Source organism: Okeania sp. SIO2F4, from assembly GCF_010672385.1.
Taxonomy (GTDB): domain Bacteria; phylum Cyanobacteriota; class Cyanobacteriia; order Cyanobacteriales; family Microcoleaceae; genus Trichodesmium.
Genome location: NZ_JAAHGT010000807.1, coordinates 1 through 4,552 on the forward strand (window position 1 = coordinate 1; position 4,552 = coordinate 4,552).

Below are 4,552 nucleotides of genomic sequence, written 5' to 3' on the forward strand. Positions count from 1 at the left end.
CTTCTTTTGGATAGTTTGGTCTATACTTGGCATAATCTGTTGCTCGGTCAGAAAACCGATTTAGTGGGTTCATGTTATCTTAGTAGCCCTTTATTGATATTATTTTCATCCACAACTTTAACTCAATTATCAAATAATGGTATTCTCGAAATAGAAAGTAAATAAGCATTCAGCTCTCAGCTCTCAGCTCTCAGCAATAAGACCCTACTTTTGTAGTAAGATTTAACTCTGGCTCGATAAAACCCCGCTCTGTCTGGTGGCTTTAAATAAAGCTTTTATCTAAAACCAAAAACAATAGCTAGACTTCTTGCAGAAGTCAGGGAATAGGGAATAGGGAATGAAATCAACAATTTCATATCTTGAAATTGATTTAATTAAAACTTTTGCAAGAGGTCTGCTAATAACTGTTAACGTAGTTCCGACCCAGGAGGCTAGCTTAGGGCTGAATGCTTACGAAAGTAATGTATCATTTATAAAATAGATTAGGTACAGAAGTTTTATATTTTAGCAAATAGAAAACATAAACGAGGGAAAAAAATACTGTTTCTCATTAATGAACCGCTATCTAATTAACAGAGATTAATAAAATATTTAATATTTAATATTTAATATTTAGTCTAGATGTTGATAAATTAAAAAGATTCATCTATAATAATTCAGCTATTAGTATTAAGCTTACCGAAAAATTAAGGTTTCAAGCCTCTCACTCGCCGTGGAGAAACAAGAAAAATTTTTCCTGTTCGTCAATCCTATCCGTTTTCAAGGAGAGGTAATTATTAATTATTAATTATTAATTATTAATTATTGAAAGCTTTTCCTCTTTGAAAAGAATCAAGCAACTACTAAGGTTAGCTGATGACTTTTTTCTTTCCTGTGGAATACTGCGTAAACATAAGTTTTAATTCTCCTTGGAGACTAATTCCTCCTTCGGTCTGATAAGGAGTTAATAACTAATAGCTGACGGCTGAATGCTTACATTAATCCTATTTACCAAACTAATACTAAACAGTTATAGAAATTTGTAAATATTACTTAAAAATGAACATTGACCCCCGTGAATCTTTAATATCTGCAGCGACACACTTTTATCAAAAAGGTTGGATGGTAGGTACTGCTGGAAATCTTTCCGCTCGTCTACCAGATAATAGTTTTTGGATTACTGCTAGTGGTCGCCCAAAAGGAGAATTAACTGAACAAGATTTTGTTCGAGTAGATATAGATGGTCAAGTATTAGAAAAACCAAATCCTGATTTTCGCCCTTCCGCTGAAACAAGTATTCATCAAGTTATTTATCAATCTTTTCCAGAAGCTAAAGCTTGTTATCATGTACACTCTATAGAGGCAAATTTAGTCTCTAATTTTACTGAGGGAAATGGTTTGCTTTTACCATCACTAGAAATGTTGAAAGGTTTGGGAATTTGGCAAGAAAACCCTTCGGTAGAAATGCCTTTATTTGTGAATCATTTAGAAGTCAAAAAAATTGCCAATGAAATAAGCGATCGCTTCTTAGAATCTCCACCAAAAATTCCTGCTCTACTAATTCGTAACCACGGTGTAACAGTTTGGGCAAACTCTCCTGAATCTGCTTATAATTATATTGAATTAGTAGAATATATTTTCCGTTATATGATGGCTGCTAGACAAGTTAGTTTTTAAGTCATATTTTATGACTTAAAAAAAATGATTCAGGATAAATAATTGAGGATTAATCATCCTTGATAAAAATTTACTCTATCTAGTATTTTGTGTTAATTTTTTTCTGCCTAACCATTGTTAATTGTACCAATAATATCAGATTGCATTAATTAACCAAAATACAAAAAGATGGCATAGATAATTGAGTCATCTTGGAGATTACTTAAGCTAAAAGCTTACGAATTGAAATTCTTGGCGAGCTATCAGGTATAAAGTTTTGTGGCTTTGTTATCTACCAATAAATAAATTTCTTATCTCACAGTACAAGTCATTTTTAGATGACTAAAGGTAGCTGATTATTATGGCTAGTTAATGATAGTTGATATCGGTTATTAACACTGTGGAATACGTTCAACAAAATTCGGCTTTAAGCTAAATCTAAAACCTGCCGTTCCCAGAAATATACAAAAATCAGTAAAATTTATAATTATCTGATTGATTACCTATTTCTGTTCCTGCTTCAACCTGGAAGTGTCGGCTAAGTAGTAATGCGACATATTATATATATTATATATTAGCGTGACACGCCGAAAATGTTGCAATAGTAGGGGCGGGTTCTAATTGAAATTAACGAGTTTAACCACCAGATGAAATAAACCCGCCCCAAAGAGCTAACGAAAAATTTGAGATGTGTCTGTCCACCAGTCACACTACGCAAATACTATTGCTTCAACACCACAAAACAGCCATAATTATTTTGGTAGATTTGAGGATTTCCCAAAATGGCAGCAATTAATGGCGTAATGATGCAATATTTCCACTGGTATATTGACCCCAACCTCATCCTATGGAATGAAGTGGCCAGTCAAGCTCAAGAATTAGCAGATGCAGGTTTTACTGCTATGTGGTTACCACCAGCTTACAAAGGTATTGGGGGGACTTATGATGTGGGATATGGGGTTTACGATATGTATGACCTGGGGGAATTTGACCAAAAAGGTACTGTTAGAACAAAATATGGCGATCGCCAACAATATTTAGATGCTATTCAAGCTCTGCATAATGTTGGTATTGATGTGTATGCTGATGGAGTTCTCAACCACCGCATGGGTGCTGATGGAACAGAAATTGTCAAAGCTACTCCTTTTTCTAAGGATAACCGCATTCATCCCAAGGGTGGAATGCGTGAGGTTAAAGGTTATACTCATTTTCCATTTCCTGGTCGGCAAAAAAAGTATTCTGACTTCGAGTGGCATTGGTGGCATTTTGATGCAGTTGATTATGATGACTATAGCAAGGAACAAAATACAATATATCTATTTGAAGGGAAAAGTTTTGATGATTATGTGGCGTTGGAGAAAGGAAATTTTGCTTACCTAATGGGAGCTGACGTTGATTTCCAGAGTAAAGAAGTTCGGGATGAAGTAATACGTTGGGGTAAGTGGTATATAGAAACTACGGGAGTGGATGGTTTCCGTCTAGATGCTATCAAACATATTTCATCCTGGTTTTTTCCTCTGTGGATAGATGTATTAGAACATCATTTTCAGAAGGATTTATTTATGGTGGGGGAATATTGGTTCAACGATATTGGTACGTTGCACTGGTATATTAATTCAGTTGGTGGCAGAATGTCTGTGTTTGATGTTCCTCTGCATTACAATTTTTATTATGCGAGTAAGTCGGGCGGACATTATGATATGCGCTATATTCTCAATGGTACTTTGATGCAGGAACGTCCGGTCAATGCTGTGACTTTTGTGGAAAACCATGACTCCCAACCTTTACAAGCATTGGAGGCTCCTGTTGAACCTTGGTTTAAGCCTTTAGCTTATGCGATTATTTTGTTGCGTCGTGAAGGATATCCTTGCATTTTTTATGCTGACTATTATGGTGCAGAGTATGAAGATTATGGAAAAGATGGCAACCGTTACAATATTTTCTTACCATCCCACCGTTGGATAATTGATAAGTTACTTTTTGCCCGGAAATATTATGCTTATGGGGAGCAATATGATTATTTCGATCATTACAATACTGTAGGTTGGACTCGTTTGGGTACTGAAGAACATCCAAAAGCAATGGCTGTAATTATGAGCGATAGTTATCCTGGTTACAAGTGGATGGAAGTAGGTAGAGCTAATGCTAAGTTTTATGACCTCACGGAACATATTCAGGAACCTATTTATACAAATGAGTGGGGTTGGGCAAAGTTTCGTTGTAATGGTGGTTCGGTTTCTGTTTGGTTGGAAGAATAAAGGTAGGAGATAGGTTATTCCCAGGAGGTGGGTTTAATAGTTTATATTAGACGTTAATCCATCCCTGGCTAATTTTTCAATAATTAACAATTAATAATTAATAATTACCTCTTCTTAAACAGAAGAAGATTGTTTAAAAGGAAAATTTTTTCTTTTTTATATCAAATCCGATTAATTCAGTATAAAAAAATGTTCCATCTTCACATCATGCCAAATCTTTCTATATTTCCCTATCCCCCCACACTCCCCACACTCCACACCCTCCCCACACTCTATTATCTAATTACACCGATGCTACCGGACTTGATATTACTCCCATATAGGAGAGGCTTTAAACCTTAGTTTTTAGGTAAATTTGATATTATTCAGAATACAGTTTTCGCTATTTATCTGTAGAAGCAAGGTTGGGAATTTGAGAAACAATTGCCTCTAATAATTTCACATCATTTATTGTTGAAATCGTAAGCATTCAGCTAGCTCGCGGTCAGCTCTCAGCTTTTGAATGAACTATGTGGTTCGATAGACTATTAAGGTTGACTAATGGACTTTTACAGTAACTTTTAATCAGCATGAAATCTCTCAATTACTTTAAAAGTAATAAAGCTGAAGGCCGCAGTTCCGACCCAGGAGGCTAGCTAATAGCTGACCGCTGAATGCTT

At 35.3% G+C, this 4,552-nt stretch carries 2 protein-coding genes; both read left to right on the forward strand.

Annotated elements, in window-relative coordinates:
* Positions 1–1,038 precede the first annotated feature (1,038 nt).
* Complete coding sequence (mtnB, locus tag F6K22_RS33045) at positions 1,039–1,656, forward strand: methylthioribulose 1-phosphate dehydratase (protein WP_293108086.1); 618 nt, start codon at positions 1,039–1,041, stop codon at positions 1,654–1,656.
* Between the two features lie 761 nt (positions 1,657–2,417).
* Positions 2,418–3,893, forward strand: coding sequence for an alpha-amylase (locus tag F6K22_RS33050; RefSeq protein ID WP_293108089.1), 1,476 nt, complete (start codon positions 2,418–2,420; stop codon positions 3,891–3,893).
* Positions 3,894–4,552 lie beyond the last annotated feature (659 nt).